Below are 26,422 nucleotides of genomic sequence, written 5' to 3' on the forward strand. Positions count from 1 at the left end.
CTGGAACTAGAAGTAGTAGCGGCTGATCGTGTCGGCGACGCAGCCGGGTTTGGCCTCGCCTTCGATCTCGACGGTCACGCGGATCCACGCCTGCACGCCGCCGTCGAGCGGCTCGACGCGCAGCAGCTGGCCGACGCCGCGCACGCGTGCGCAGACCTTCACCGGCGCCGGGAAGCGGATCCTGTCGCAGCCGTAGTTGACGCCGAGCCGCGCGCCGTCGATGCGCACGATCTGCGGCAGGAAATGGTTGACGAGCGACAGCGTCAGGTAGCCATGCGCGATGCACGCGCCGAACGGGCCGTCCTTCGCGCGCACCGGGTCGACGTGCACCCACTGGTGGTCGCCCGTCGCGTCGGCGAAGCCGTCGATGCGAATCTGGTCGATCGCGAGCCACGCGCTCGCGCCGAGCGTGTCGCCGACGGCCGCCGCGAGTTCGCCGGGATGCGCGAACACGCGGGGCGTCGCGCGCACGGGGTCGAGGGTCGCGTCCATCATGCGTGCTGGCTGCTGACCGACAGCACTTCGCCCGTCATGTACGACGCGTAATCGCTTGCAAGGAACACCATCACGTTCGCGACCTCCCAGACTTCGGCGGCGCGCCCGAAGGCTTCGCGCGACGCCAGTTGATTCAGCAAGTCGGCCGGGGCCGACTTCTTCAGAAAATCGTGCATCGCGATGCTCGGCGCGACCGCGTTGATGCGCACCCCGTAAGGTGACGCCTCGAGCGCCGCGCAGCGCGTGAGCGCCATCACGCCCGCCTTCGCCGCCGCGTAGTGCGCCTGTTCCGCCTGCGCACGCCAGCCGAGCACCGATGCGTTGTTGACGATCGCGCCACGGCCGCGGGCCTGCATGTGCGGCAGCATCGCGCGCGTCATCCGGAACGTCCCGGTAAGGCTAATGTCGATCACCCGCGACCATTCGGCATCGTCCATTTCGACGATGCGTTTCGCGCCGCCGAGCCCGGCGTTGTTGATCAGCACGTCGACGCCGTCGAGCTTGTCCTGGGCGTGCGCGACGAGTGTTTGGACGTCGTCCTCGACCGCGACGTTGCACAGGCGGCCGTAGACCTGCTGCAGCCCCGTCTCGGCGCGCAGCGTCTCCACTGCCTGTTCGAGGCGCTTCTCGTGGATGTCGGAGATGAACAGCGCGCGGCAGCCCTCCTCCACGCAGCGGCGCGCCGCCGCGAAGCCGATACCGGCGCCGGCGGCCGCCGTGATCAGCACCGATTTGCCGGCGAGCAGCTGGTGGCCCGGTACGTAGGCCGGCGCTGTCTGGATCTGGGGTTCGGTCATGCTTGTTGTCCTCGCGGTTCTCTCGGCATGCCGAGCCCGCGCTCGGCCATGATGTTCAATTGGATTTCGTTGGTGCCGGCGTAGATCGTGTCCGCGCGGGAGAACAGGAACACGCGCTGCAGATGGGTGAGCTTCTCGTCGGCCGGATCGATCACGTTCGCGCGCGGCCCGAGCGCATCCATCGCGAGCTGGCCGAGGTCGCGGTGCCAGTTCGACCAGTAGTACTTGTAGATCAGCGCGGCGCGGCGCAGCGGTGCGGTGGCGCCGCCGTTCGCGTCGTCCGCGCCCGACAGCATCCGCAGCGCGTTGTAGCGCATCACGCGCAGCCCGGCCCACGCGCGGCCGATCCGCTGGCGCAGCAGCGGATCGCGATCGGCGCCCGATTCGCGTGCGGCGTCGATCACCCATTCGAGTTCGCGGACGAACTGCATCTGCTGGCCCAGCGTCGACATCCCGCGCTCGAAGCCGAGCAGCGTCATCGCGATCCGCCAGCCGTCGCCGGGCGCGCCGACCAGGTCGCGTGCTTCCGCGCGCGCACCGTCGAAGAACACTTCGTTGAATTCGGCGCCGCCGTTGAGCTGCCTGATCGGGCGGATCTCGATGCCCGGCTGGTCGAGCGGCATCAGCAGGAACGACAGCCCCTTGTTGCCCTTCGATGCCGGATCGGTGCGCGCAAGCACGAAGATCCAGTCGGAGTCGTGCGCGAGCGACGTCCACACCTTCTGGCCAACCACGCGCCACATGCCGTCCGCGTCCTGCTCGGCGCGCGTGCGCAAGTTCGCGAGATCGGAACCGGCGCCCGGTTCCGAGTAGCCCTGGCACCAGAACTGCGTGCCGGCGAGAATCCCCGGCAGGAAGCGCGCGCGCTGATCGCCGGTGCCGCACGCGACGAGCGTCGGCCCGAGCAGCCCTTCGCCGATGTGGCCCATCCGCCCGGGGCCGCCCGCGCGTGCGTATTCCTCGTGGAAGATCACCTGCTCGGCGACCGTGAAGCCGCGGCCGCCCGCGTCGGTCGGCCAGCCGAGGCCGGTCCAGCCGCCCTGCGCCAGTTCCCGCTCCCACGCCTTGCGCAGGTCGGGAAATGCTTCCTCGTCGCCGGGGCCGCCGCGGTGTTTCAGGCACGCGAATTCGCCGGTGAGGTGCGACCGCACCCAGTCGGCGACTTCGTGCCGCAATTGCTGTTCGCGCGTTTCGCTGTTCATTGGAGCGCTCCTGTACGCGCGGCGGACGGACGCGCGGCGAGCGCGGCCGACGGCGATGCGAGCACCGCGCCGCGCTGCGACGTGCCGCCGTCGATCGCATGGCCTGCGATCCATTCGAGCAGTTGCGGCGTGCTGCCGAACTGCGCGCCCGACGCCTGCGCGCGCTTGAAATAGAGATGCGGGTCGTATTCCCACGTGAAGCCGACGCCGCCGTGCAGCTGGATCGCTTCCTGTGCGCAGAACGCATACGCGTCGTTCGCGGCGGCCTTCGCGGCCGCGACGTCGGCGCGCAGCGCGGCGCCAAGCGCGTCGCTGCCGGCTGCCGCGTCCCACGCGTGCGCGGCGCCGAGCACGGCCGAGCGCGCGGATTCGATCAGCACCATCATCTGCGCGCAGCGGTGCTTGACGGCCTGGAACGACGCGATCGCGCGGCCGAACTGCACGCGCTGGCCGGTGTAGTCGAGCGTCAGGTCGAGGCATTGCTGCGCGCCGCCGAGTTGTTCGGCGGCGAGCGCGAGCGCCGCGAACCATGCGGTGCGGTCGAGCAGCTGTGCGGCAACCGCGCCGCTGGCGAACAACGCGTCGCGGCCCACGCGGGTTTCGTCGAACGCGACCCGCGCGATCGGCCGCGTCGCATCGAGCGTGTCGAGCGGCGCGACGCTCAGGCCGGCCGCCGTCGCGACGTCGATCGCGAACAGTCCGATCGCCTGCCCTTCGTTCGCGATTCGTGCCGGAACCAGCAGCAGGTCGGCGCGCGCGCCGTCGATCACCTGTTCGATCGTGCCGGACAGCGCATAGCCGCCCGCCGCTTCTTCCGCGACGATCGGCAACTGCCCGGTGCAGGCGGGAAGCTCGAACGGCAGCGCCAGCGTCGCGCTGCACGCGCCTTCGGCGATCTTCGCGAGCCAGCCGATCGCGAGCGGCGTATCGGCGCAGCCCGCCAGCGCGGTCGCCGCCAGGCACGCGGTCGAAAAATACGGCACGCATGCGACGCGCCGGCCGAGCTGCTCCATCAGCAGCGTCTGTTCGACCGCGCCGAGCCCCATCCCGCCCGCGGCCTCCGGCAACGACAGTGCGTTCCAGCCGAGCTCGCCCCCGAGCGCGGCCCACAGGGCATCGTCACGGCCGGCCGATTGCTCGATCGCGCGGCGCATGTCGGCGGACGCGCTGCGTTCGGCGAGCACGTCGGCCGCCGCGTCGCGGATCATCGCCTGTTCGTCGGTGAGCGCCAGATCCATCGTCAGCTCCCGTACACGCGCTGCGCGGGCCGCGCATCGGCGAGGAGTTGCGTGACCGCCGCGCCGACCTCGGCGGGTACCCAGCGCGCGCCGCGATCGACGCTCGGCCCGGTGCGCCAGCCTTCGGCGACGGCGATCATCCCGCCCGCGACCTCGAACACCTGGCCCGTCACGTCGGCCGACAGCGCGCTACCGAGCCACACCACGAGCGGTGCGACGTTGGCCGGATCGAAATAGTCGAAGCCGCCATCCTCGGGCTTCTTCATCATGTCGGCGAACACGCCTTCGGTCATCGACGTGCGCGCGGCCGGCGCGAGCGCGTTCACGCGCACGCCGTAGCGCTGCAGTTCGACCGCCTGCATCAGCGTGAGCGCCGCGATGCCGGCCTTCGCCACGCCGTAGTTCGACTGGCCGATCGACCCTTGCAGCCCGGCGCCGGAACTCGTGTTGACGATGCGCGCGTCGACCGGATTGCCGGCCTTCGCGGCGTCGCGCCACACGCGCGCCAGCACGCTCGACAGGCAGAAGTGGCCGCGCAGGTGCACGCGCATCACGTCGTCCCAGTCGGTTTCGGTCATGCTGGTGAACATCTTGTCGCGGCAGATGCCCGCGTTGTTGACCAGCACGTGCACGTCGCCGAACGCTTCGCGCGCGGCATCGACGATCCGCTGCGCGGTGTCGAGCTTCGTGATGTCGTCCGAATTCGCGAGCGCGCGACCGCCACGCAGTGCGATCTCGTCGCACACGGCCTGCGCGGCCTCGTGACGGATGTCGTTGACGACGACCGCCGCGCCTTCGGCCGCGAACGCGAGCGCGTATTCGCGCCCGAGCCCGCCGCCCGCGCCGGTGATGATGACGGTGCGTCCGTTACAGATTCCCATGCTTGTGCCTCCTGGATCGCGAGATCGTGAAAGTGACGCGCTCACAGGCGCTCGATGATCGTGACGTTCGCGAGGCCGCCGCCTTCGCACATCGTCTGCAGACCGTAACGGCCGCCGGTGCGCTCGAGTTCATGCAACAGCGTCGTCATCAGCCGTGCACCGGTCGCGCCGAGCGGATGGCCGAGCGCGATGCCGCCGCCGTTCGGGTTGGTCTTTTCGTGCGGAAAGCGCGTGTCGGCGAGCCACGCCTGCGCGACCGACGCGAACGCCTCGTTCATCTCGACGACGTCGATCTTCGACCAGTCGAGCCCGCTCTTCTTGAGCGCGGCCCGGGTCGCCGGGATGGGTGCGGTGAGCATCCACAGCGGATCGTCGCCGAGCACGCTCAGGTGATGGATGCGTGCGCGCGGCGTGAGCCCGTAGCGCTTCAGCGCGTCCTCCGACACGATCAGCAGCGCGGCGGCCGCATCGGAAGTCTGGCTCGCGACGGCGGCCGTCAGCGAGCCGCCCGGCATCAGCGGTTCGAGCGTCGCCATCTTTTCCAGCGACGTATCGGGGCGCGGCGTCTCGTCGTGGAGCACGCCTTCGAGCGGCACGATTTCCCGCTTGAAATGACCGGCCTCGATCGCCGCGACCGCGCGCCGGTGGCTTTCCAGCGCGTAGCGCTCCATCGCGTCGCGCGACAGGTTCCAGTGATCGGCAATCCGCTGCGCGGCCACGAACTGCGACACCGGCGCGTCGCCGAAGCGGGCGCGCCAGCCGGTGCTGCCCGAGAACGGGTCGTTGAAGCCGAGCGGCGCCGCGCTCGTCATCGCGGACGAGATCGGGATCTGCGTCATCGTCTGCACGCCGCCCGCGACCACCACGTCCTGCACACCGCTCATCACGGCCTGCGCGGCAAAGTGCACGGCCTGCTGCGACGAGCCGCACTGGCGGTCGACCGTCACGCCCGGCACCTGCAGCGGCAGCCCGGCCGCGAGCCAGCAGGTGCGCGCGATGTTGCCCGCGAGCGGGCCGATCGTGTCGACGCAGCCGAACACCACGTCGTCGTATTCGTCGGCCGGAATCGCGTTGCGTTCGACCAGCGTCTTCAGCACGAAGCCGCCGAGGTCCGCCGCATGCACGTGCGCGAGCCCGCCCTTGCGGCGGCCGGTCGGCGTGCGCAGCGCGTCGACGATATAGGCTTGTTTCATTGATGGGTTTCCTCGAAGTCGAAGGTCTGCGCGGGGCCGATCGGCAATGCGTCGCCGAGGATCGCCTCGGCCACGCGGGCCTTGTGGAATGCGGCGTCGCCCCAGCTGCCGGAGAGCGCCCAGATCCGCTTCATGAATATCTGCAGGTCGAGCTCCCACGTGTAGCCGATCGCGCCGTGCACCTGCATCGCGTGGCGCGCGGCCAGTTGCGCGGCCGACGTCGCCGCGAGCTTCGCGTGCGACACCAGCACCGCGCGCCGCGGGTGATCGTCGGCGATCGCCTGCGCGGCGCGCGCGACCACCGGCCGCGCGAACTCGTAGCGGATCGCGACGTCGGCGAGCAGGTGCTTGAGCGCCTGGTACGAGCCGATCGCCTTGCCGAACTGCTTGCGCTGCGCGCTGTAGTCGATCGCGACGTCGAGCACGCGCTGCGTGAGGCCGAGCAGCTGCGCGGCGACCGCGAACGCGCCATGATCGAGCGCGCGGTTCAGCAACGGTGCGGCGTCATCGGCGCTCGCGATGCGCGTGGCCGCCGACGGCTCCCAGTCGAGCGTGAACAGGCGCCGCGACGGGTCGACGCTGTCGACCGCGCGCCACGCGCACTGCGCGGGATCGACGCGGTGCAGCTCGCCGCGGTGCTCGCACAGGAGTGTTTGCGCGACGTGCACGTCGGCCGCATACGGGTTCACCGGATGCACGAGCGCGACACGCGCGCGCCCTTCTGCGACGTCGCGCAGCAGCGCGTCGCGCCAGTCGCTGGCGGGCAGCCGCGCGAGCACGCCGGCCGATACCAGCGCGGTGTCGAGCAGCGGCTCCGGGCTGCCGAAGTAGCCGTAGGTCTGCGCGAGCAGCGCCCATTCGACCTCGGTCAGGCCGAGGCCGCCGTGCGCCTCGGGCACCGACACGGCGGTCAGCCCCTGCGACGCGAACAGCGACCACAGCGCGTCGGAGCGGCCGGTCGGCGTGGCCCACAGCTCGCGGATCAGCTCCGGGGTCATCTCGGTCATCAGCAGGCGCTTCACGCTGTCCGCGAGCGCTTCCTGGTCTTCATCGAATACGAAATCCATACGATGTCCGTTCAGTGAGGGGTGCGCCGGCGCGCTTACGCGCGCGGCATGCCGAGCATCCGTTCGGCGACGATGTTGCGCTGGATCTCGTTGGTGCCCGCGTAGATCGGGCCGGCCTGCGCGAACAGGAAGCCGTCGAGCCAGTGGCCGAGCGTCGCCTGCTGCGCGGCCGTCTGCGGGACGACCTCGCCGTGCGCGCCGAGGATGTCGAGCGCGGTCTGGTGCATCCGCAGGTCGAGCTCCGACCAGAACACCTTGTTGGTGCTCGACTCCGCGCCGATATGGCCGCCCTTCAGCAGCCGGCTCGCGGTCGCATAGGTCGACAGCGCGTACGCCTGCGCGTCCATCCATGCGGACACCACGCGTTCGCGCAGCGTCGGGTCGCGGTCCGCGCTGTCGCGGTGCGCGAGATACAGGTCGCGCAGCGCCTGCGCGGTGCGCTGGAAACGCGCGGGCGAACGCAGCATCAGCCCGCGCTCGAAGCCGGCCGTCGCCATCGCGACCTGCCAGCCCGCGCCTTCGGCCGCGAGACGGTTCTCGACCGGCACGCGCACGTCGTCGAAGAAGATCTCCGCGAAACCCGTCTGCCCGTTCAACTGGCGGATCGGCCGCACCGTGATGCCCGGCGTCGACAGCGGCACCATCAGGAACGTGAGCCCGTGGTGACGCGACGATTCGGGGTCGCTCCGGAACAGCCCGAACAGCCAGTCGGCCCACACCGCGCGGGTCGACCAGATCTTCTGGCCGTTGAGCACGTATTCGTCGCCGATGCGGATCGCCGTCGTGCGGATCGCGGCCATGTCCGAACCCGCGTTCGGCTCCGACCAGCCCTGCGCCCACACGTGCTCGCCGGACGCCATCGCGGGCAGGAAGCGCGCCTTCTGCGCGTCGGTGCCGAAATCCATCAGCGTCGGACCGAGCAGGAAGATGCCGTTCTGGTTCACGCGCATCGGTGCGTCGGCGCGCCAGTACTCTTCCTCGAAGATCAGCCACTCGATCAGGTCGCAACCGCGCCCGCCCAGCGCGCGCGGCCACGTGACCATGCTCCAGCGGCCCGAGTGCAGCGTGCGCTCCCATTCGCGGTGCGCGGCGAAGCCTTCCTCGGTGTCGAAGCTCGGCAGCCGCTCGCGCGGCACGTGCGCGGCGAGCCATGCGCGGATCTCCGCGCGGAACGCCTGCTGTTGCGGCGTATAGGTCAGGTTCATGCGCGTGCCTCCTCGGCAGCGGCCTGCGCGTCGAACCGCGCGTCGCGCTTCTCGACGAATGCGGCACGCGCCTCCGTCGAATCGTTGGTCATGTACGCCTGCAGCGTGAAGCCCTGCTCCCAGCGGTACTTGTCCTCGAGATCGCCGTCCTCGACGCCGTTCAGCGCCTCCTTCGCGAGCCGCACCATCGCCGGGCTCTTCTCGGCGATCTTGCGGGCGATCGCGAGCGCCGCGTCGCGCAGCGCGTCGCGCGCCACGACCTGCTCGACCGCGCCGAGCCGGTACGCTTCGGCCGCGTCGATCATCTCGCCGGTGAAGTACATCGCGCGGACCTTCTGCACGCCGAACAGCCGCTGCAGGTGCGCGCCGCCGCCCATCGCGCCGCGGTCGATCTCCGGCACGCCGAAGCGCGCGCAATCGGCCGCGACGACGATGTCCGCCGCGCCGCAGATGCCGATCCCGCCGCCGAGCACGAAGCCGTGCACGGCCGCGATCACCGGTTTCGGGTTGCGGTGCACCGCGCGGAACGTCTCGTAGTTGCCTGCGTTGACCGCGACGATCCGCTCCGGATGCGCGGCGAGTTCCTTGATGTCGACGCCCGCGCAGAAGCCGCGGCCTTCGCCGCGCACGACGATCACGCGTATGTCGTCGTCCTCGCCGAGCGCGTCGAGCGCACGCGCGAGCGCATGCCAGCCCTGCGCATCGAGCGCGTTCACGGGCGGATGGGCGATCACCAGTTCGGCGATGCCGTCGGCGCGCGTGATCCGGAACGGCGTCGCGCCGGCCGGTTGTTTGGATGTTGTCATCTGCACTGCCTCCCTGTGATGTCTTTCAAGCCGTCAAGCCGCCTGGGTCGCTGCCGCGCCGCGCAATGCGGCCAGCGCGTCGAGCCGCTCGCCGGCTTCCGCGACGATCCGCGCGATCAGCGCGTCGCACGGTTCGATCGCGCCGATCATCGCGGCTGCCTGGCCGCTCGGCAGCACGCCGTCGTCCGGCCGCCCGTCGACGATCGCGCGCTGGATCAGGAACGGCGCGTTTGCCGCCATCAGCGTCTGGCTCGCCGTGTAGTCGTGCGAGCGCAGCACCTTGATCGCGAGGCCCAGCATGTCGGCCGTGCGCAGCCCGTTCTGGCGGCGCCACGCTTCGGCCGTCTTCAACGCGAACAGCGTGCGGCGCAGCGGGCCGAAGCGTTCGAGCTTCAGCAGATACGGGTTGTCGATCATCCGTTGCGGCAGCCCGTCGAGCGCGTCCGACACGCGGATCCGTGCCGGGTCGCCGACCGCGACGTACCGGTCGAGCGTCGCGCGCGGCACCGGCGATTCGGCGCTCATCAGGAAGCGCGTGCCCATCGCGATGCCGGCCGCGCCGTACGCGAGCGCGGCAGCCAGCCCGCGCCCGTCGAAGAAACCGCCGGCCGCGACGACCGGCACCCGCACCGCGTCGAGCACCTTCGGCAACAGCAGCGTGGTCGGCACCGAGCCCGTGTGGCCGCCGCCTTCCGCGCCCTGCACCGTCACGATGTCCGCGCCGAGCTCGACCGCCTTCGCCGCGTGCTTCGGCGCGCCGACGGTCGGCATGCAGACGATGCCGGCATCCTTGAAGCGGCGGATCGTCTTCGCGTCCGGCCCGCGGCCGTAGCTGACCGCGCGCAGCCGGTGCTTGATCGCGAGATCGACCACCTGTGCGGCGTTCTTCTGGAACATGTGGAAGTTGATGCCGAACGGCTTGTCCGTCAGCGACTTCACCTTCAGGATCTCGGCCTCGACCTGCCCGGGTTCGAGCGTCGCGCCGGCCAGGAAGCCGAAGCCGCCCGCGTTGGCGGTCGCCGCGACGAGCCGCGCGTCGGCCACCCAGCCCATCGCGGTCTGCACGATCGGGTAGCGGCAGCCGAGCAGGTCGCACAACGGGGTATGCAGCGGGCCATGAAGCGGGCCATGAAGCGTCGTGCTCATGCGGCGGCTCCGTTGACGGCGACCGGTGCGGCATCGGCCTGCCCTTCGCCGTCCGCCGGCTCCTGCTTGCGCTGCGAGCTGGCCATCTTGCGTGCGTCGTAGCCGCCGAGGCGGTCGCCGCTGACGAGCTCGTTGTGCGCATGCGCGAAGTGATGCCACGCGAATGCGGCGTCCATCGCCGCGCGCTTGCCCTGCAGTTCCTCGACGTGGTTCAGCGCCTGCTTGGTCAGCGTGAGGCCGAGGCGCGGCATCGTCGCGATCTTCGCGGCGATCGCGTACGTTGCGTCACGCAGCCGCTCGCGCGGCACCACGCGGTTGACCATGCCCATCTGGTATGCGCGCTCGGCCGGCATCCGCTCGCCGAGGAACAGGAATTCCTTCGCGATGCGCGGGTTCAGCTCGTACGCATGCGCGAAGTACTCGACACCCGGAATCCCCATCCGCACGACCGGATCCGCGAAGAATGCATCCTCCGACGCGACGATCAGGTCGCACACCCACGCGAGCATCAGCCCGCCCGCGATGCACGCGCCGTGCACCATCGCGATCGTCGGCTTCGGCAGGTCGCGCCAGCGCCGGCACATCCCGAGGTACACCTCCTGTTCGCGCGCATAGAGGAATTCACCGCCTGCCTTGTCGACGTGGTCGTACCACAGCGACGCGCGGTCGAACGACTCGTGGATGTCGCGGCCCGGCGTGCCGATGTCGTGGCCCGCCGAGAAATGCTTGCCGGCGCCCGCGAGCACGATCGCCTTCACGGCGTCGTCGTGCGCCGCGCGCCGGAACGCCGCGTCGAGCGCATACGTCATCTTCGAGTTCTGCGCGTTGTGATACTCGGGACGGTTCATCGTGATCGTCGCGATGCCGTCCTCGACCGCGTAGTCGACGACACCGTCGCCGAACGTCATCTGGGTTGCTTCCATGTCGGGCCTCATCCGCGGCGCGGCGCCGGATCGTTGCGCACGATCGTCGCGCGCAGGTTGTGAGGGTCGAGCGCACGCACGATGCGCAGGTCTTCCGCGCTCGGCGCGGCCGTCGTGCCGAGTTCCGGATGCGCGGCCAGCGGGAAGCCGGTCGCGTCCTGCACCTCGTCGAAGCTCACGCCCGGATGCAGCGAACGCACGCGGATCGCGTGATCCGGACCGCCGAAATCCATCACGCACAGGTCGGTGACGATGCTGTGCAGGTCGACGAAGGTCTTCATCCCGGGCAGACGACGCGCCGGGTTGTAGCCCACCGTGCAGACCATGTCGACTTCGCCTGCGACGAACGTGCGCTTGCCGTGGCCGCTGACGAAGAACGAGTTCGCGTGGTTCGTCGAGTTGCCGGGGAAGCCGCGCGCGCCGAGCAGCTGGGTCTTCGGACGCGCGTAGTCGTCGCCGAGCCACGAGATGTTCGCCTGGCCGAAGCGGTCGATCTGCGTCGGCATCACCAGCGCATGGCGGCGGCCGTGCCACAGGCAGTCGAACACGCGTTCGTAGGTCATCCAGCCGCTCGCCTTCACGCGATAGCCGTCGGGACGGGGCCCGAGCGGGATCGGCTCCTCGACGAGATACGCTTCGCCGTCGGTCAGCATCAGCCCGTTGTTGTACGCGAGCCGCGCGAGGCCGGCCGCGAGCCGCGGGCCCGTGCCGATGCCGGTCGCGAGCACTTCGCCGTCGTCGCGCCAGAGTCGCGCGGACGCGACGATCATCAGTTCCGCGAGGGAATGGTCGAGAGATTCGCTCACAGGCGCTCCTTTACAGAATCGGCAACGGCAGCGTCGACACATGCGACAGGCCGCCGACGCCTTCGAGGTACTGGCGTTCGTCCTGGCCGACCACGTCGCGCAGGTACGCCGCCGTCTTCGCATCGTCTTCCGCGCTCGTGCAGTACGCGCGCAGGTGCGGCAGGTCCCAGCCGTAGGCCGGCCCGCACGACGTCGGGTGCGCGCCGCCCGGCGCGTGCACGACGCCGGTGACGAGCGAACGCTCGAACGGGTTGCGGCGCGCGGCGTCGAGGTCGTCGCTCGCGAGCGACGCGTCGACCGTTTCCGCCGACACGTAGCAGCGCCGCGCGGCGCGCGCCATCCACGCATCGAAGAACGGATCGGGACCGTCGATGCGCGTGTTGCCCATCCGGTCGGCCGCGTTCACGTGCAGCAGCGCGACATCGAGTTCGATCGCCGGCATCGCGAGCAGCGTCTCGCCGTCGTCGTACGGCGACTGGACCGTGCGCAGCTGCGGCGCGTGATCGAGCAGCGCGGTGCCGAGCCCGGCGCGCGTCGGCAGGAACGGCAGACGTGCGGCGGCCGCGCGCAGGCCGAGCTGCAGCATCCCTTCGTCGAGTTCGAGCACATCGACGCGGCCCTGTTCGCGGGCCCGGCGGAAATGCGGCTCGAGCGGAATCACGTCGAGCGACACGAAGCCGAACACCACCTTGTGCACCTTCTCCGCCGCACACAGCAGGCCGACATCGGCGCCGCCGTACGCAACGACCGTCAGGTCCTTCAGGTTCGAGCGCGCGATCTCGCGCACCAGTGCCATCGGCTTGCGCCGCGGCCCCCATCCGCCGATGCCGATCGTCATGCCGTCGGCGAGTTGCGCGACCACGTCGCGCGCGGACATCGTCTTGTCGAGAGGTTTCATCGTCATCGTGCTGGCTTACCGGTATCCGATGCTGAAATCGTGGCCCCACTGGCTCACCTGGGTGGCCTCGAACACCGCGTGGTTCGACCAGTCGACCGTGAGGCCGCCGAAGCCGTATTCGAGATCGAAGCCGCCGGGGGTCTTCATGTAGAAGGAGATCATCTGGTCGTTGCAGTGCCGGCCGAGCGTCGCCGACAGCTTCACGTCGTGCGCGGCGACCCGGTCGATCGCGCGGCCGACTTCGTCCATCGAGTCGACTTCGGCCATCACGTGCACGCAGCCCGACGGCACGGCCATCTCGAACAGCGCGAGGCTGTGATGGCGCGCGTTGCGGCAGTGCATGAAGTGAATGCGCTTCTCTGGTTCGGCCGGATCGGGCGTGAACTTCACGCGGTAGATGTCGGACAGCTCGAAGCCGAGCACGCCGCGCACGAACGCGTCGGTCGCGTCGAACTGCGGGGCGGGCAGCACCGCGTGGCCGAGCCCCATGGCGCCGGTGACGAAGCGCGCGACGCCCAGCGGCGACACGAAGCGGCGGAAGTCGCAGCGCGCGCCCCAGTACAGCTCGTGGCGGTTGCCGGACGGATCGGTGCACCACGCCATCGCCTGCACGCGGCGCAGTGCGGCGTCGTCGCGCGTGGCGCGCACGGCGTCGACGCCTGCCTGCCGCAGTGCCGCGAGCGCGGCGTCGAACGCGGCGCCGTCGGGCAGTTCCCAGCCCGACGCGAAATAGCGGTCGGTCGTGCCGGGGACGATCACGTAGCGGAAATCGCGCTCGTCCATCTTCAGGTACAGCGCGCCGTCGGGCGCGTCGAGCGCCTGCATGCCCAGCACGTCTTCCGCGTAGCGGCGCCACGCGTCGACGCGGGTTGCCTCGACGACGACATAGCCGAGCGCACGGACATCGATCATGTCGGCCTCCTCCAGGTTCAGAATCCGTTGTTCGTGAATGGATTCTGGCCGGTCGGGGATGACGTCACATCGTCTGTTGGGACGAGAGGCGGCGGGCTTTCAGGAGAAGGCTGGCCGGGAAAGCGCGGGGAACGGGCTGCGCGCCCAAGCCCGCCGATACTGGCGGCAGGCGGGTGATGCGCGCCGGAGAGGACGCGAGAAGGAAAGCCGACTGCGGCCGCAGGTTGCCGCGATGGCGGCGAACGGCGTCAATCGAACGGATTCAGCAGCCGGACACCGGTGCGAGCGAAGTCGTCGACATTGCGCGTGACGACCGTGAGATCGTTGATCAGCGCGGTGGCCGCGATCAGTGTGTCGAGCGCGTGCGCCGGATCGGGCACGCGCAAATGGCCCCACATCTGGCTGGTCTCGATATCGACGGGCAGGATATTCGACGCATAGCCGGACAGGATGGTCGCCATCCACGCCTCGAGCGCCGACGCCTGGGGATGATCGCCGCGATGACGGATCAGGTCGACGCCACGCCGCAGTTCGGCCACCGTCACGACCGACAGGTAAAGCGGGCTCGCGTCGGCCTCGGCCTGCCTGAAGAACGCGCGCACGCCGCGGTTGGTTCGCTTGCCCTTCCTGATCTCGCTGATGACGTTCGTATCAATCAAAAACACGCCTGACCTCGCCGGAATCCTGAACACGTTGGAAATCCGCGTCTTCGCCGACATCCGGCATGCTCATCAGCACTTGCGCGAATGTCCGTCGCTTCGGCCGGCCGAGCGCATCGGCCAGAATGGCCCGATGTTCGGCCTCGGCACTCCTGCCGTTGGCCGCGGCCTGCTCGCGCAGGCTCTGAACAATAGTGTCATCCACGTTACGCACCAGAAGATTTGCCATGGGTCCCTCCATCCAGGTTTGCTATCAATGATAGCGTCGCGACGGTGAATTGCAAGCATTGCTATCACCGTCGCGATCGGACGGAAGATGGGGGGTCGGCGTTGGCCGGCGGCAGCGGGCGACAGGAATCCGCCCGCATTCCACCGTTGGCCCGACGCGTCGAACTGCTGTTGTGCACGGTAAGCCGGATCGAAGCGATGAAAAAGACGGCCGAATGGCCATTCGCCGCCGGCCGACCGGGTCCGCACCGACGCGCGGACCTCCATGAAAACGCCTGCGGCATGCATGCGGCGCAGCCGGAATAACCTGTCCGGCGGATTATCTTTCTTACAGTCGAGCCGCCAGTAAATCTGAAAAAAATCGGCCGAAATACCTGTTTCGACCTCGAGTGAATCAACCACTCGCCCTCGGGTCGGACATCGCCACCGCCAACCTGGCTCCATGGCGCCGGCCCAACAGGAACGGGGCTTCCAGCCTTCCGGCGACTGTCTGGAAACGGGCCGCGAAGCGCCGAGACAAGCCTCGAAAACCGCTTCATGGACATCAATCCTTGCAAGGGGTATGTTATGCACGCGGCGTTTAATGTCTTTCATAAATATCAATAACGGCCTACGAGGGATCACCGAGTGAGAATCACAAAGAACCCGCTTTCGCTGTCCGACCTGTACTCGGTATCGGCAACGATGGACCGGCGCGGCTTCATTCGCCTCGGTGCATACGCAACCGTATCGATGCTGGCCGCCTGCGGCGGCGGCGGATCGGACGCACCACCGCCGGACCCCCGCCCTGATGGCGTCTCGCTGACGCTCGCCGTGCAGCAGGCCGCGTCCGGCACAGCCGCGCTCGATGCCCGCTTCGCGAGCCTCAGCTACGAGAAAGCCGACATCCACAACAACTGTTTCCGCGCCGACAACACGAACCTGATCGGCCTGCTCAACGCGCTCGGCGGCGGTGTGCTGCGCATCGGCGGGAACAGCGTCGACCGCACCACGTGGGCGCCCGACGGGCCGGGGCAGATCCGGGGGCAGGTCTCGCGTGTCGACGTGGCGCGATTCGTCGCGTGCCTCAAGCAGTGTCCCGCATGGAAAGTGATCTACGGGCTCAATTTCGCCGGCGCGCACGGCTCGGTGACGTCGCCGTCGCAAGCGGCCGACGAGGCGCTGTATGTGTCGCAGCAGCTCGGCGGCCAGTTGCTCGCGTTCGAGATCGGCAACGAACCCGATCAATACGGCAACAGCAGGACGCCGACCCTGGCCGGGATCACCTACGACATCTTCCTGAACGGCGGCACGGTCGCCCAAGGCACGATCTCGGGATGGAACCAGTTCGCGCAAGCGATCGCCGGCAGCGTCAGCGGCGCCGCATTCAGCGGGCCGGCCGCCGCCGGCGACACGCCGGGCTGGGCTGAATCGTTCGCGGCAAGCCAGGGCGGGAACATCGCGCTGCTGACCGAGCACTACTACATCAGCAACGACAACGGCAACGCGCCCTCGATCGCCGGGATGCTGACCTACCCCGATGCGAACCTCGTGGCGGCCCTGCGAAACATGCAGTCCGCCGCGCAGAAGGCCGGTGTGCCGTTCCGGATGGACGAGACCAATTCGTATTTCAACAGCGCGAAGCCGGCGGGTGTCAGCAATGTGTTCGCGAGCGCGCTGTGGGCGATCGACTTCATCTTCACGCATGCGCAGTACGGCGCGAGCGGCCTGAATTTCCACAACAACGGCTCGCTCAAGAGCTATACCGCGATCGCCGATGCGCAAGGCGACGTCACGGCCGTGCAGCCGCTCTATTACGCGCTGCTGCTCTTTTCGCAAATCTTCGCGGGTGGCGCCAGCGGTCAACTCCTGGATACGACGCTGAGCGCGAGCGCCGCCGCCGTGAGCGCATTCGCGGTCGCGACCAATCGCGGCGCGACCTGCGTGATCATCAACAACAAGGATACGGCCAGCGCCGCAAACGTTACCGTCACGCTCGATTCGCAGGCGTCGAGCGCGGCCGTGATGACGCTCGCGTCGTCGGGCGGCGCAACGGGCGCGCAACTGGCCAATCCGGGCATCTATAACGGCGGGACGCCGATCACGTTCGGCGGACAGGCGGTCGCGCTGAATGGCGCATGGCACGGCACGCCGCAGCAGACGCTTGCCGTGGTGAAACAGCAGGTGACCGTGCGGGTGGCGCCGGCCAGCGCCGCGTTGATTCGAATCCAGTAGCGTCGGAATTCCGGAGCGACGGGGTTGCGCGACATCTCGCTTCGCGCCCCGTCGAACTCACCCGACCCGGCCTGCGCGCGACGATCGTCACGACGCCCTGGCCGACTGCGCGCTTCGCCGCACCACCACCGCCAGCACCGCGACCAGGATCGCGGATGCCACCGGCCACGTCGTGCCGCTGATCATCGCGACGAAGGCCTGCGCCGGCGCGATCCAGACGAGCGCGACGACGGCCATCTCGAGCCGGTTGGGCCTGACGTTCCGAAAGTCGATCACCAGGAAGATAAGCGGCAGCACGAGCCACAGCAGGTCGTAATACATGTAGTACGGCTGCACCAGCAGCGTGGCTGCAGCGAGCGTCGCCGCACGCAGTTCGAAGCGCGCAGCACGCGTCCACACGTACATGCAGGCCGCCGCGGCCGGCACCGCGACGCCCGCCTGGATGGCGTACGCGATCGGGACCGACAGGCCCGCGGCCCGCGCAAGTCCGCATATCGACGGCATGCCGCGCCAGAGCGTCTCGCCGTACTCGATCATGCCGCGGTTGAAGGTCGGCAGGAAGGCAAAGAATGCTGTCCACGCCCGCCATCCGAATACGGCCACCGATGTCGCGACGATCGCGGCACTGAACACGCCCGCCGAGACCAGCGCTTTCCAGTGCCGCCCGCAGATCAGCGCCAGCGGGAACAGCACGCCGTATTGCGGCTTCACCATCAGGATCGCGACGCACGCCCCAGCGACGACCGGGCGCGACCGGAGCAGCAGCAGCGCCGCGCCGGCCGCCGCGACCGTCAGGAACGCATTCTGCATCGTGAGGGCGGCACCGATCAGGCCCGGAAACGCGGCGACCGCCAGCCGCCACTGACCGTCGAGCGAGCGCGTCAGTCGCGCGACGACCGCCGCGTAGCAGCCGATCGTCAGCACGCCGAACAGCGCGACGGCGCTCGCGAACGGCATCGAGCCGAACGGGATGACGACGAGCAGGAAGGTCGGCGGATACGGCCACGGCGCGAAATCGTCGAACGGCCGGAGCGCGGCCTCGATCGGCTGGATCCATTGCGGCGAGAAGATCGCCGTCGGGCCATGCTCGAGCGCGACGCGCGCCGTGGCCCAGAAGATCGCGAAGTCCGACCCGACCATCGGCGCGGACCGGTCGTGCAACAGGTAATAGCGGATCACCCAGACGGTAAGGAAGACGATCTGCATCGCAAGTGCCGCAACCGCGTACGTTCCGACGCGCCGCGCATCGCTTGCCCGATCGTCCGATCCGCGTACCGTCTCCATCGGCCACTCCGCGCTTTTTGTTCCGGTGAAGTATAGGTGACGCCCGGCCCGCCGGACGGTCGAACCCGTGCGCGCGCATCGCACGGACGTGCCGTGATGCACCTCCCGCTCAGAACCGGTACGAGATCCCGATCTGCAGGACCGGATACCAGCGATACCGCGACATCATCCGGTTCAGTTCGTCGAGGCCGCTGGAAGCCAGAATCTGGCTCTTCTGCGGTCCGGCCGCGGCGGCGAGTTCCGGCGACAACGTGTACGAGCAGCGCGGGATTCCGTATGCGACGCCGAGGTCGGCGACGAAACCGAGCCCCTTCGACGCGGGCCGATGCCCGTAGCCGATCCCGACATACGGCATCACGGTCGGATAGCGCGCCTCCGCGACCGCGTACATCCCTGGCAGCGCCGGATAACGCTTGCCGGCGAACACGTAGGTGCCGTCGGTGGGCACCGACACGCCGCGAATCTCGTCGTCGTTGAAGCGCAATCCGATCGTCGCGCGAAAGCCGCTGCCGCGCCAGGGAAAGATGTCCGCATACAGGCCGCCTTGTCGCAGCTTGATGTCGTCCCGATAGCGATTGCCGGCCACGGTGAAGTCATGCGTCAGATTGATCGCATTGAAATCCGCGTGCGCGCCCAGCATCGAATTGAAGCTCACGGCCGCACCGATGCCGACGCCCTGCGTGCCGCCCTGCAGGTAGATTTCCTGCGCATGCGCGCCGGCCGCGAATACCATCCCCAGCGCTGCCCATTGGTTCACTGTCATTTTCACGCGCGCCTCCCCGACATGTGCCGGGTACGCCGACCCGCCGCGTGCAGCACATGCCGCCACGCGCGGCGGGTCCCCCGACACGACATCTTGATGTTTGACGGATCGAACGGACGGTGCCCGTTCGTGTCGCCGATACGACGCAGTGCGCCCGGCACGACGGGCCGCCATCACGCGGCGCGATCCGATCCCCGATATTTCGATGTCGTTGCGTGCCGCTCTCGCGATTCGTCGTTGACATCAGTCGCGGTTGTGTCGAGCGGCCCCGGCCTAACCGCAAGGCGTGTGCCATGCGGCGCGGACCGGCACGGGACAAGCGTCGCGGCCAGACGTCCGGGGTGATACGGGAGGGAATCGACGAAAATGTTTCAGGAACGCATCTGTTTTCCGCGCGTCACCGCCGTGCGGGTGACCAGGAGCGCGGTCCGTGATTGGCCGCGATGCGCACCGAACAAGCATGCACGGCCGTCCGCACACGCGAGGCGCGACGGCACGCACGAACGTGCGGCGGCGCGGATGGAGAAAAACGTTTCATTGACGTGACCTTGCGCGGGGCGCGTGCGATCAGGATGCGCGATCGTGCGATGCAGGTCAGGGTGAATACCGATGTCGGTGCGTGCGCAACCAGATCCGCTACAACCCGAACCCGCCGGACACGTTCAACTGCTGCCCCGTGATGTAATTCGCTCGGTCCGACGCGAGGAACACCGCCGCGCGCCCGATATCGTGCGCCTTCCCCCAGCGCTTGAGCGCGAGCATCTTCTGCGTCTCGTCGATCCACGCCTGGTCGAACTGCCCCTGCTCGAGCAGCACCGGAAACATTCCGGCCTCGATCACGCCGACCAGGATCGAATTCGCGCGGATTTCGTGACGGCCCTCCTCGCGCGCGAGCCCCTTCACCAGCGCCTCGTTCGCCGCTTTCGGCGCGACCGACAATCCATCGCGATCCGGCCAGCGCAGATGTCCGGCCGAACCCAGCGTGACGAACGACCCGCCGCCCGATGCGCGGAAATGCGGCAACGCGGCCTTCGCCGCATTGAAGAAGCCGACTGTCTCGACCTCGATCGCGCGACGCCAGTCGTCGTGCGTCATGTCGCCGATATGGCGCTGGTTCACGAACGGGCCGGCCGCCCACACGATCGTATGCACACGGCCATGCGCGGCGATCGCGGCCGCGAGCGCCGCATCGATCTGCGCGGGATCGGTCACGTCCATGCAATGCGTGGTGGCCGCGACGCCTGCGTCGCGCAGGTCGCGCGCGACGCGCGCGGCCACGTCGGCCTTGCTGCGATAACCGAGCGCGACCGGCACGCCGGCGCGCGCGAATTCGAGCACGACGCCCTGCCCGATCCCGCCGCTGCCGCCGAACACGAGCACCGCGCCCTGCGGAAATCCGTTGTCGTTCATGCGTTCATCCCGTGGTAGTCCCGCGCGCCGGCGTTCAGGCCGCCGCTTCGATGCCCGCGCGCAGCCGGTACTTCAGCACCTTGCCGGCCGCGCTCGTCGGCAGTTGCTCGACGAACGTGAAATGCCGCGGCACCTTGTAGTTCGCCATGTTCTCGCGCGCCCAGTCGTTCAGTGCGTCGGCGTCGGTGTGCGTGCCGGGACGCAACACGACGTACGCATGTCCGACCTCGCCGAGCCGCGTATCGGGCACGCCGACCAGCGCAACCTGCGCGATCGCCGGATGCGCGGCCAGCAGCCGCTCGATCTCCGCCGGATAGCAGTTGAAGCCGCCGACGATGAACATGTCCTTGATCCGGTCGGTGATCTTCAGGTTACCGTTCGCGTCCACGCAGCCGAGGTCGCCCGTGTGCAGCCAACCCTGCGCGTCGACGGTTTCGCGCGTCGCGTCCGGCTGGTTGAAGTAGCCGCGCATCACGTTGTAGCCGCGCACCCAGATCTCACCGGTTTCGTGCGGCCCGAGCGCCGCGCCGTCCGGCCCCGCGATGCGCAGCTCGACGTCCGGCATCGGCCGGCCCGACGTATGGGCGACCGTCTCGGCATCATCGCCGTGACGGCACAGCGTCGCGAACCCGCACGATTCGGTCAGCCCGTAGCCGGTCAGCACGGTCTCGAAGCCGAGTTCCGCACGCATCCGCTCGATCAGGCTCGGCGCGATCGCGGCCGCGCCCGTCACCGCGATCCGCAGCGACGACAGGTCGCGCGTCGCGCGATCGGGCGCGTCGAGCAGCGCGTAGTACAGCGTGGGCGGGCCGGGCAGCACCGACACGCGTTCGTCGGCAACGCGCCGCAATACCTCGGCCGGCTGGAACACGAGATGCGGCAGCACGGTCGCGCCGCTCGACAGCGCGGCGAGCCAGCCGGCCTTGTAGCCGAACGTATGGAAGAACGGATTGACGATCAGGTAGCGGTCGTCCGGGCGCACGCCGGCGATCGCCGCCCACGCCTGCGCGGCCCGCAGGTTCTGCCCGTGCACGGTCATCACACCCTTCGGGCGGCCCGTCGTGCCGGACGTGAACATCAGGTCCATCACGGTATCCGGCGTCACCTGCGCCTCCCGCTCGCGCACGACGGCGAGCGGCACCGCCGCGCCGCGCGCGAGGAACGCGTTCCAGGTCTCGTCGTGCGCGCCGGACGGCGGCTCGCCGTCGAACACGACGACGCGTTCGAGCGTCGCGGGCCGGTGCGGCGCGAGCATCGCCGGATAGGATTCGCCGAGGAAGGTGCCGCAGCAGAACAGCAGCCGCGCGCCGCTGTCGTGCAGGATGCCGCCCACTTCCATGCCCTTCATCCGCGTGTTGACCGGCACGAGAATCGCGCCGACGGTGTGGATCGCCAGCGACGCGACGATCCATTGCGGCAGGTTCGGCGCCCAGACGGCGATCCGGTCGCCGGCGTCGATGCCGCTCGCGAGCAGCGCGCGCGCCGCTTCGATGCGGGCCGCGTCGAGATCCGCATAGGTCAGCCGGCCGTGCTCCGACTCGATCGCCGGATGCGCGCCGTGGCGCGCGGCAGCCCGCGCGATCAGCGCGGGCGTGGTGAGGATGTCGTTGTCCATCGTCGTATGCATCGCAACAGGGTTGCCGCGCGCGCCGCAGGCGCCGCGGATCAATCGGGGAACACCACGCGCAGCGCATCGCTCGCGGGCCGCGCGCGGCACGCGAGCGTCCAGCCGGCCGCGATCTCGTCGTCGTCGAGCACGTGGTTGCCGTCGAGCGCCACTTCGCCGCGTTCGATTCGGCACATGCACGCGCCGCACTGCCCCATCCGGCAGGAATTCGGCGCGGGCAGGCCGGCGCGCAGCATCGCGTCCAGCAGCGTTTCGCCGGGCGCGCTGTCGAACGCGAACGCCTCGCCGTCGAGCACCGTCTCGATCGCGGCGCCGTCTCCGGACGTGGCGGTCGTTCCAGCCGTTCCAGCCGTTCCAGCCGTTCCAGCCGTTCCGGCCGTCGCGGCCGATGCCGCCGGATCCGCCTGCGCCGGCGCATCGGGCAGCGACGCGAAGCGCTCGACATGCACGCGCGCACGCGGCAGCCCGAGGCCGAGCATCGCGGCAAGCGCGTTCTCCATGAACATCGCCGGCCCGCAGATGAACGTCTCCTGCTGGCTGAACGGCCGCGCGAGCTCCTCGAGATGCCGCTGCTGCGGCACGCCCTGCACGCTGTCGAGCCAGTGGATCACGCGCAGGCGGCCCGGATGGCGGTGCGCGAGCTGCTGCAGTTCGTCGCGAAAAATCACCGAACGCTCGTCGCGGTTCGCATAGATCAGCATCATCATCCCGCGGCCGTGCACGAGCGCCGATTTCAGGATCGACAGCACCGGCGTGATGCCGCTGCCGCCCGCGAACAGCAGCAGGTCGCCGTCGAGCGTGCGCGGCGTGAAGACGCCGGCCGGCGGCAGCACGTCGAGCGCATCGCCCGCGCGAATGCGGTCGCACAGCCAGTTCGACGCGCGGCCGTCGCGCACGCGCTTGACGGTGATCTTCGGCGCCGCGTCGATGCCCGGCGCGCTCGACAGCGAGTAGCAGCGCGCGACGGTCGCGTCCGTGCACGGCACGTTCAGCGTCAGGAACTGGCCGGGCCGGTACGCGAACGCATCGCGCAACGCGGCGGGCACGTCGAACACGAACGAGCAGGCGTCGTCGCTTTCGGCGATGACGTCGGCCACGGTCAGCCGGTGGAAGCGCGAATCGCTCATCGCAGATTCCTCACGTCATGCAGCCGCGCGAGCCGCCGGCGCGCCGGGTGTCGTATAGGCGCCGTCGAGATAGACGAGCGGATCGACGTCGCCGCTCATCAGCACTTCGCCGATGCGCCCGATGAACACCGTATGCGTGCCGTATTCGAAGCGCCCGTCCTGCTCGCACACGAGGCTCGCCTGCGAATCGTGCAGATACGGGACACCCAGCGGCGACGTACGCCACTCGCCGGTCGTGAAGCGCGCCTCGCCCTTCAGGCGGCCGCTGCAGTCGATCGCGATGCCTTCATGGCGGGCCGACAGCACGTTCACGCAGAACGGCGCGCCCGCATCGAGCGGCGGATAGAGCGACGCATTGCGGTTGATGCAGATCAGCAGCGACGGCGGATCGGTCGACAGCGAATCGACCGCCGTCGCGGACATCGAGTAGCGCCGGCCGTCGTGCGCGCTGCTGATGACCGTGACGGAGCGCGCGAGGCGGCGCATCGCGAGCAGCATGTCGGTGCGCAGCGGATGGGTAGTGAGATCGCTCATGATTGGACTCCGTCAAGTTCAGTCGTGGACGGCCGGTCCGACCGGCCGCCGGCGTCGGCCGCTTGCGCGGCCAGGTGGTCGGCGGCGATGAACCCGAAGGTCATCGCCGGCCCGAGCGTCGAGCCCGCGCCGGGGTAGCTCGCGCCCATCACCGATGCACTGGTGTTGCCGATGGCGTACAGGCCGTCGACCGGCACGCCGTCGGCGCGCAGCACGCGCGCGTGCGCGTCGGTGACGAGCCCGCCCTTCGTGCCGATGTCGCCCGCGTCGATCCGCATCGCGTAGAACGGCGCCTCGTCGACCGGCCCGAGGCACGGATTCGGCTGGTTCTTCGGATCGCCGTAGTACGTGTCGAACAGGTTGTCGCCCTTGCCGAACGCTTCGTCGATACCGGTTGCCGCGTAACGCGCCATGTCGCGCAGCGTGTCGTGCAGCCCGGCCGCGTCGACACCGATCCGCACGGCGAGCGCATCGATCGTGTCGGCCTTCACGAGCACGTCGCGAAACGCATCCGGAATGCGCGCATCGGGCATCATCGACGCCGGCATGATCGGCCCGCACGGATACTTGCGGCGAAAGCGCGCGTCGAACACCATCCAGGCCGGCACGCACGCGCCGGTGCGCGCATGGTCGCGATACATCGCCGGCACGAATTCCGAATACGGCGCGGCTTCGTTGACGAAGCGCCTGCCGAGACCGTTGACGATCACGCAGCCCGGCAGGTTGCGTTCGACGAACAGCGCACGCTGCTTCTCCTCGCCCGCGACGCCGACCGTCGGCGCGCCCCAGACGTGTTCCATCAGCGCGAGCGCGCCGCCGAGCCGGTGGCCTTCGGCGATCGCGTCGCCGGTGTTGGCCGGCGGCGTCGCGCTCCATCGCATCTGTGTCGGCTGCGGCAGGTAGCGTTCGCGCATCGGCTGGTTGCGCTCGAAGCCGCCCGCGCCGAGGATCACGCCGCGCCGCGCGACGATCGTCACCGGCTGCCCGAAGCGCTGCGCACGCACACCCGTCACGCGGCCGTCCACATCGAGCAGGTCGCGCATCGGGGTGTCGAGCCACACCGGCACGTTGCGGTCGAGCAGCGCGCGGCGCAGCCCGCCGATCAGCGCGTTGCCGAGCGTGAGACGCCGATCCCGCCGCGTGCGGCGGCGCACGCCGAGATCGAGCCAGTAGCGGCCGAACTGCGCGATCGCAAGCGTCGTGAAGCCCGGCCCGCGCGAGAACAGCGTGTGCGCCTCCTTCGACGTCACGGCCACGCGGCCGCCGATCAGCGTGCCGGGCGACGGTGGCCGCAGTCGGTCGAGCTCGTCGCCGAGCCGCCCGCCGTCGAACGGCAGCGGATCGAGCGCGCGATAGCCCGGCATCGCGCCCGGCAGCTTCTGGAAATAGTCCGCGTACTTCGGCAGCGCCTGGTAGCGCACCGGCGTCTTCGCTTCGAGGTAACGCAGCATCTCGGGCGCCTGGTCGAGATACGCGTCGAGCTTGTCGGATGGCGACGCGCCCGCCGTGCACGCGTCGAGATAGCGGCGCGCGGCCTCGCGCGTATCGGTCGCGCCGAGTTCCGCGATATGGTGATTGCACGGGATCCAGATGCCGCCGCCCGAAACCGCCGACGTGCCGCCGTACAGCGCCGTCTTCTCGATCACGACGACGGACAGCCCGCGGTCGGCCGCGCGGCACGCCGCGAGCAGCGCGCCCGCGCCCGAGCCGACGACCACGACGTCGAACACGTATTGCTGCGCTTGCGTGTCGTTCATTGCCGCCCCGTCAGATGAAGTAGTCCGTGTTCTCGCGGCCGAGCATCACGGCGCCGAGGTTCTGGCCGAAGCGGTCCACGTTGTTCGCGTAGTGCGCGCGGGCCGCGTGCAGGTCGAGGAAGCGGCGCACCAGCGGATTGCGGTGGTAGATCCCGTTGCCGCCCGCATGGCGCAGCAGCGCGTTCGCGGCCTGCGCGCAGCGCTCGGCGACCTGCGCGGACTGGTAGCGGAAATGCACGCGGCGCTCGATCGACACGGCCGGGCCGCCGGTCACCGACGCCATCAGCTCCGCGAAGTTGCGCTTGAGCAGCACCTTCATCTCGTCGACCGCGACCGCCGCGTTCGCGCACGCGTTCTGCGCGCCCGGATCGTCGGTCGTCTTCGTGCCGCTGTTGGCCGACACGCGCGTGGCCGCGTAGCCGGTGAAATCGTCGAGCGCGCCCTGCAGCGCGCCGATGCACGACGTGCACACCGCGCGCACGAAGATCTGTGCGAACGGCAGCTTGAACAGCGGCGCGTCGTTCACCGCAAGGCCCGGGCTCGTCCCCATCATCCCGTCGATCGCCTTGTGCGTACGGTACGCGGGCACGAACACGTCGTCGACGACGATGTCGTGGCTGCCGGTCGCGCGCAGGCCGAGCACGTCCCAGTCCTGCTGGATCCGGTAGTCGGACTTCGGCAGCAGGAACGTGCGGTACTCCGGCGGCTGGCCTGCTTCGGCCGGCGGCACCAGCGCGCCGAGGAACACCCATTCGCACAGTTCGCTGCCGCTCGAGAACTTCCAGTGGCCGGACAGGCGGAAGCCGCCTTCGACCGGCGTCACGCGGCCCACCGGCATGTAGGTCGACGCGATCAGCGTCGCGGGATCCTTGCCCCACACGTCCTGCTGCGCGCGTTCGTCGAACAGCGCGAGCTGCCAGTTGTGCACGCCGACGACGCCGTACACCCATGCCGTCGACATGCAGCCGCGCGCGAGCGCCATCTGGATGTCGAAGAAGACCTGCGGATCGAGCTCGTAGCCGCCGTAGCGCGTCGGCTGCAGCACCTTGAAGAAGCCGGCGGCCTGCATGTCGGCGATCGTCTCGGCCGGGATGCGGCCCTGCGCTTCCGCCTGCGCGGCGCGGCCGGCGAGCGTCGGCGCCAGCGCCTCGGCCCGGGCGATCAGGGTGGCGGCCAGTGCGTTCGAATCGTTGTCGCGATGCACGAATGTCTCCTGTGAAACGGAGCGCGCTGCCGCGCCACCCCGATCT

Annotated in this window: 25 protein-coding genes; 1 reads left to right on the forward strand and 24 read right to left on the reverse strand. The window is 69.4% G+C overall.

Features of this window, described 5'->3' with window-relative positions:
- Window positions 1-6 precede the first annotated feature (6 nt).
- The 16 genes from DIE06_RS04665 to DIE06_RS04740 form a co-directional block, all read right to left on the reverse strand.
- Entirely contained in the window at window positions 7-492 is a 486-nt protein-coding gene (locus DIE06_RS04665) for a MaoC family dehydratase (protein ID WP_124660420.1), read from the reverse strand.
- On the reverse strand, window positions 492-1,292 hold the full coding sequence (locus tag DIE06_RS04670) for an SDR family oxidoreductase (RefSeq protein WP_124660342.1): 801 nt from the start codon (window positions 1,290-1,292) through the stop codon (window positions 492-494). Before DIE06_RS04670 ends, DIE06_RS04665 begins: the two co-directional genes overlap by 1 nt.
- Window positions 1,289-2,494, reverse strand: a complete 1,206-nt coding sequence (locus tag DIE06_RS04675; RefSeq protein ID WP_124660343.1) for an acyl-CoA dehydrogenase family protein — start codon at window positions 2,492-2,494, stop codon at window positions 1,289-1,291. Before DIE06_RS04675 ends, DIE06_RS04670 begins: the two co-directional genes overlap by 4 nt.
- The gene (locus DIE06_RS04680; protein WP_124660344.1) at window positions 2,491-3,732 is read right to left on the reverse strand and encodes an acyl-CoA dehydrogenase family protein; all 1,242 of its coding nucleotides are present in this window, start codon (window positions 3,730-3,732) and stop codon (window positions 2,491-2,493) included. The genes DIE06_RS04675 and DIE06_RS04680 overlap by 4 nt, the downstream gene beginning before the upstream one ends.
- Before the next feature lie 2 nt (window positions 3,733-3,734).
- Window positions 3,735-4,613 (reverse strand): SDR family oxidoreductase, encoded by an 879-nt coding sequence (locus tag DIE06_RS04685; protein WP_124660345.1) that lies wholly within the window; start codon window positions 4,611-4,613, stop codon window positions 3,735-3,737.
- A gap of 41 nt (window positions 4,614-4,654) precedes the next feature.
- Complete coding sequence (locus tag DIE06_RS04690; protein WP_124660346.1) at window positions 4,655-5,806, reverse strand: acetyl-CoA C-acetyltransferase; 1,152 nt, start codon at window positions 5,804-5,806, stop codon at window positions 4,655-4,657.
- Window positions 5,803-6,873, reverse strand: a complete 1,071-nt coding sequence (locus DIE06_RS04695; RefSeq protein ID WP_124660347.1) for an acyl-CoA dehydrogenase family protein — start codon at window positions 6,871-6,873, stop codon at window positions 5,803-5,805. The genes DIE06_RS04690 and DIE06_RS04695 overlap by 4 nt, the downstream gene beginning before the upstream one ends.
- Before the next feature lie 35 nt (window positions 6,874-6,908).
- Window positions 6,909-8,078 (reverse strand): acyl-CoA dehydrogenase family protein, encoded by a 1,170-nt coding sequence (locus DIE06_RS04700; protein ID WP_124660348.1) that lies wholly within the window; start codon window positions 8,076-8,078, stop codon window positions 6,909-6,911.
- The gene (locus tag DIE06_RS04705) at window positions 8,075-8,884 is read right to left on the reverse strand and encodes an enoyl-CoA hydratase family protein (RefSeq protein ID WP_124660349.1); all 810 of its coding nucleotides are present in this window, start codon (window positions 8,882-8,884) and stop codon (window positions 8,075-8,077) included. Before DIE06_RS04705 ends, DIE06_RS04700 begins: the two co-directional genes overlap by 4 nt.
- Before the next feature lie 33 nt (window positions 8,885-8,917).
- The gene (locus DIE06_RS04710) at window positions 8,918-10,030 is read right to left on the reverse strand and encodes a nitronate monooxygenase family protein (RefSeq protein WP_124660350.1); all 1,113 of its coding nucleotides are present in this window, start codon (window positions 10,028-10,030) and stop codon (window positions 8,918-8,920) included.
- On the reverse strand, window positions 10,027-10,953 hold the full coding sequence (locus DIE06_RS04715) for an enoyl-CoA hydratase (protein WP_124660351.1): 927 nt from the start codon (window positions 10,951-10,953) through the stop codon (window positions 10,027-10,029). Before DIE06_RS04715 ends, DIE06_RS04710 begins: the two co-directional genes overlap by 4 nt.
- Window positions 10,954-10,961: 8 nt before the next feature.
- Window positions 10,962-11,759 carry a CoA-transferase subunit beta gene (locus DIE06_RS04720; RefSeq protein ID WP_124660352.1) on the reverse strand — a complete coding sequence of 266 codons (798 nt, stop codon included), beginning with the start codon at window positions 11,757-11,759 and terminating at the stop codon, window positions 10,962-10,964.
- A 10-nt stretch (window positions 11,760-11,769) separates the two neighbouring features.
- The gene (locus DIE06_RS04725; RefSeq protein ID WP_124660353.1) at window positions 11,770-12,663 is read right to left on the reverse strand and encodes a CoA transferase subunit A; all 894 of its coding nucleotides are present in this window, start codon (window positions 12,661-12,663) and stop codon (window positions 11,770-11,772) included.
- Window positions 12,664-12,672: 9 nt separating this feature from the next.
- Window positions 12,673-13,569: a VOC family protein gene (locus DIE06_RS04730; RefSeq protein WP_124660354.1), complete on the reverse strand. Its 897-nt coding sequence runs from the start codon at window positions 13,567-13,569 to the stop codon at window positions 12,673-12,675.
- A 248-nt stretch (window positions 13,570-13,817) separates the two neighbouring features.
- Window positions 13,818-14,234, reverse strand: a complete 417-nt coding sequence (locus DIE06_RS04735; protein ID WP_260433536.1) for a type II toxin-antitoxin system VapC family toxin — start codon at window positions 14,232-14,234, stop codon at window positions 13,818-13,820.
- Window positions 14,221-14,457 (reverse strand): FitA-like ribbon-helix-helix domain-containing protein, encoded by a 237-nt coding sequence (locus tag DIE06_RS04740; protein ID WP_124660356.1) that lies wholly within the window; start codon window positions 14,455-14,457, stop codon window positions 14,221-14,223. The genes DIE06_RS04735 and DIE06_RS04740 overlap by 14 nt, the downstream gene beginning before the upstream one ends.
- A 626-nt stretch (window positions 14,458-15,083) precedes the next feature.
- Between DIE06_RS04740 and DIE06_RS04745 the strand changes: the two genes are divergently transcribed.
- Complete coding sequence (locus DIE06_RS04745) at window positions 15,084-16,670, forward strand: hypothetical protein (RefSeq protein WP_124660357.1); 1,587 nt, start codon at window positions 15,084-15,086, stop codon at window positions 16,668-16,670.
- A gap of 87 nt (window positions 16,671-16,757) precedes the next feature.
- On the opposite strand, the gene DIE06_RS04750 is transcribed toward DIE06_RS04745, so the two are convergent.
- The 8 genes from DIE06_RS04750 to DIE06_RS04785 all read right to left on the reverse strand — a co-directional run bounded on the left by DIE06_RS04750 (window position 16,758) and on the right by DIE06_RS04785 (window position 26,376).
- The gene (locus tag DIE06_RS04750; protein WP_124660358.1) at window positions 16,758-17,954 is read right to left on the reverse strand and encodes a glycosyltransferase family 87 protein; all 1,197 of its coding nucleotides are present in this window, start codon (window positions 17,952-17,954) and stop codon (window positions 16,758-16,760) included.
- Between the two features lie 109 nt (window positions 17,955-18,063).
- Window positions 18,064-18,717, reverse strand: coding sequence for a hypothetical protein (locus DIE06_RS04755; protein ID WP_124660359.1), 654 nt, complete (start codon window positions 18,715-18,717; stop codon window positions 18,064-18,066).
- 636 nt (window positions 18,718-19,353) lie between these two features.
- Window positions 19,354-20,127, reverse strand: coding sequence for an SDR family NAD(P)-dependent oxidoreductase (locus DIE06_RS04760; protein ID WP_124660360.1), 774 nt, complete (start codon window positions 20,125-20,127; stop codon window positions 19,354-19,356).
- Between the two features lie 34 nt (window positions 20,128-20,161).
- Window positions 20,162-21,742, reverse strand: coding sequence for a FadD3 family acyl-CoA ligase (locus DIE06_RS04765; RefSeq protein ID WP_124660361.1), 1,581 nt, complete (start codon window positions 21,740-21,742; stop codon window positions 20,162-20,164).
- Between the two features lie 50 nt (window positions 21,743-21,792).
- The gene (locus DIE06_RS04770; protein WP_124660362.1) at window positions 21,793-22,881 is read right to left on the reverse strand and encodes a ferredoxin--NADP reductase; all 1,089 of its coding nucleotides are present in this window, start codon (window positions 22,879-22,881) and stop codon (window positions 21,793-21,795) included.
- A 15-nt stretch (window positions 22,882-22,896) separates the two neighbouring features.
- Window positions 22,897-23,415, reverse strand: coding sequence for a flavin reductase family protein (locus DIE06_RS04775; RefSeq protein ID WP_124660363.1), 519 nt, complete (start codon window positions 23,413-23,415; stop codon window positions 22,897-22,899).
- Window positions 23,412-25,172, reverse strand: a complete 1,761-nt coding sequence (locus tag DIE06_RS04780) for an FAD-dependent oxidoreductase (RefSeq protein WP_124660364.1) — start codon at window positions 25,170-25,172, stop codon at window positions 23,412-23,414. Before DIE06_RS04780 ends, DIE06_RS04775 begins: the two co-directional genes overlap by 4 nt.
- A 10-nt stretch (window positions 25,173-25,182) precedes the next feature.
- Complete coding sequence (locus DIE06_RS04785; RefSeq protein ID WP_124660365.1) at window positions 25,183-26,376, reverse strand: acyl-CoA dehydrogenase family protein; 1,194 nt, start codon at window positions 26,374-26,376, stop codon at window positions 25,183-25,185.
- Window positions 26,377-26,422 lie beyond the last annotated feature (46 nt).

Source organism: Burkholderia sp. Bp8998 (assembly GCF_003854235.1).
Classification (GTDB): Bacteria; Pseudomonadota; Gammaproteobacteria; order Burkholderiales; family Burkholderiaceae; genus Burkholderia.

What these genes read in the sequence shown, in the direction of transcription:
- DIE06_RS04725 (WP_124660353.1), bottom strand. Translation starts at nt 12,663, where the DNA reads ATGACGATGAAACCTCTCGACAAGACGATGTCCGCGCGCGACGTGGTC.
- DIE06_RS04690 (WP_124660346.1), bottom strand. Translation starts at nt 5,806, where the DNA reads ATGAAACAAGCCTATATCGTCGACGCGCTGCGCACGCCGACCGGCCGC.
- DIE06_RS04665 (WP_124660420.1), bottom strand. Translation starts at nt 492, where the DNA reads ATGGACGCGACCCTCGACCCCGTGCGCGCGACGCCCCGCGTGTTCGCG.
- DIE06_RS04675 (WP_124660343.1), bottom strand. Translation starts at nt 2,494, where the DNA reads ATGAACAGCGAAACGCGCGAACAGCAATTGCGGCACGAAGTCGCCGAC.
- DIE06_RS04700 (WP_124660348.1), bottom strand. Translation starts at nt 8,078, where the DNA reads ATGAACCTGACCTATACGCCGCAACAGCAGGCGTTCCGCGCGGAGATC.
- DIE06_RS04770 (WP_124660362.1), bottom strand. Translation starts at nt 22,881, where the DNA reads ATGAGCGATTCGCGCTTCCACCGGCTGACCGTGGCCGACGTCATCGCC.
- DIE06_RS04715 (WP_124660351.1), bottom strand. Translation starts at nt 10,953, where the DNA reads ATGGAAGCAACCCAGATGACGTTCGGCGACGGTGTCGTCGACTACGCG.
- DIE06_RS04780 (WP_124660364.1), bottom strand. Translation starts at nt 25,172, where the DNA reads ATGAACGACACGCAAGCGCAGCAATACGTGTTCGACGTCGTGGTCGTC.
- DIE06_RS04680 (WP_124660344.1), bottom strand. Translation starts at nt 3,732, where the DNA reads ATGGATCTGGCGCTCACCGACGAACAGGCGATGATCCGCGACGCGGCG.
- DIE06_RS04695 (WP_124660347.1), bottom strand. Translation starts at nt 6,873, where the DNA reads ATGGATTTCGTATTCGATGAAGACCAGGAAGCGCTCGCGGACAGCGTG.
- DIE06_RS04705 (WP_124660349.1), bottom strand. Translation starts at nt 8,884, where the DNA reads ATGACAACATCCAAACAACCGGCCGGCGCGACGCCGTTCCGGATCACG.
- DIE06_RS04765 (WP_124660361.1), bottom strand. Translation starts at nt 21,742, where the DNA reads ATGGACAACGACATCCTCACCACGCCCGCGCTGATCGCGCGGGCTGCC.
- DIE06_RS04775 (WP_124660363.1), bottom strand. Translation starts at nt 23,415, where the DNA reads ATGAGCGATCTCACTACCCATCCGCTGCGCACCGACATGCTGCTCGCG.
- DIE06_RS04685 (WP_124660345.1), bottom strand. Translation starts at nt 4,613, where the DNA reads ATGGGAATCTGTAACGGACGCACCGTCATCATCACCGGCGCGGGCGGC.
- DIE06_RS04670 (WP_124660342.1), bottom strand. Translation starts at nt 1,292, where the DNA reads ATGACCGAACCCCAGATCCAGACAGCGCCGGCCTACGTACCGGGCCAC.
- DIE06_RS04760 (WP_124660360.1), bottom strand. Translation starts at nt 20,127, where the DNA reads ATGAACGACAACGGATTTCCGCAGGGCGCGGTGCTCGTGTTCGGCGGC.
- DIE06_RS04730 (WP_124660354.1), bottom strand. Translation starts at nt 13,569, where the DNA reads ATGATCGATGTCCGTGCGCTCGGCTATGTCGTCGTCGAGGCAACCCGC.
- DIE06_RS04755 (WP_124660359.1), bottom strand. Translation starts at nt 18,717, where the DNA reads ATGACAGTGAACCAATGGGCAGCGCTGGGGATGGTATTCGCGGCCGGC.
- DIE06_RS04710 (WP_124660350.1), bottom strand. Translation starts at nt 10,030, where the DNA reads ATGAGCACGACGCTTCATGGCCCGCTTCATGGCCCGCTGCATACCCCG.
- DIE06_RS04740 (WP_124660356.1), bottom strand. Translation starts at nt 14,457, where the DNA reads ATGGCAAATCTTCTGGTGCGTAACGTGGATGACACTATTGTTCAGAGC.
- DIE06_RS04750 (WP_124660358.1), bottom strand. Translation starts at nt 17,954, where the DNA reads ATGGAGACGGTACGCGGATCGGACGATCGGGCAAGCGATGCGCGGCGC.